2 protein-coding genes are annotated in these 647 nt (G+C 58.9%); both read right to left on the minus strand.

The window, feature by feature from the left end:
* Nucleotides 1-78: 78 nt before the first annotated feature.
* On the minus strand, nucleotides 79-387 hold the full coding sequence (locus AC0L27_RS41140) for a hypothetical protein (protein WP_035992227.1): 309 nt from the start codon (nucleotides 385-387) through the stop codon (nucleotides 79-81).
* Between the two features lie 159 nt (nucleotides 388-546).
* Nucleotides 547-639 carry a hypothetical protein gene (locus tag AC0L27_RS41145; protein ID WP_473323813.1) on the minus strand — a complete coding sequence of 31 codons (93 nt, stop codon included), beginning with the start codon at nucleotides 637-639 and terminating at the stop codon, nucleotides 547-549.
* Between the last annotated feature and the right edge of the window lie 8 nt (nucleotides 640-647).

Below are 647 nucleotides of genomic sequence, written 5' to 3' on the forward strand. Positions count from 1 at the left end.
GCGCGACTGTCGCAAACGCGAGGGTGACATCAGGTCGACGACATGAGCAGGGGCAGCACCGCCACGCAACTGGCGAGGCTACTTGATCGAAAACCCATCAGACTCTATGTCAACCAAAAGCTCGCCGCTGGTGATTTCGGGAACCCCAAGATCGAGGTCATGCAGGCTTGCCTGAACAAACGCCAGTATCTTGGCGTTTGCTACGTTGGCGCTTTCGCGGTCATCGAATATCATCATGGCGATGCCGACACCGTCGCCCGCATCCAGCACATGGTAAGATCTAAATCCCTGCGATTGCCTCAGGATCTCACCGACGCCGCTCTTGGCGCGACGAGCGGCGTCCGCCACCGAACGAACCTTCGTGTATTTGCGAATGACCATGTACATGGGTCCACCACGCGCCATACGCTCCCCGCATCAGAGCATATCGGTCCCAGTCGGACCAGTGCCAACTTCCGCGATAGACCACAGCGCCCGGTTGGGCGGACCGCGCAACGCCCCTTTCCCATGAGGCATCCTCGCCCGCAAGGGCGAGGTGCTTGAGGCTCAGGTGCCTTCGAACTTGAACGAGACGTTGAGCTTGGTGCGATAGGCCTCGACTTTTCCCTTGTCGTCCAGTTGCATATCGAGCTTGACCACCTCTGCAA

It is taken from the genome of Bradyrhizobium sp. Ken51, assembly GCF_055807435.1.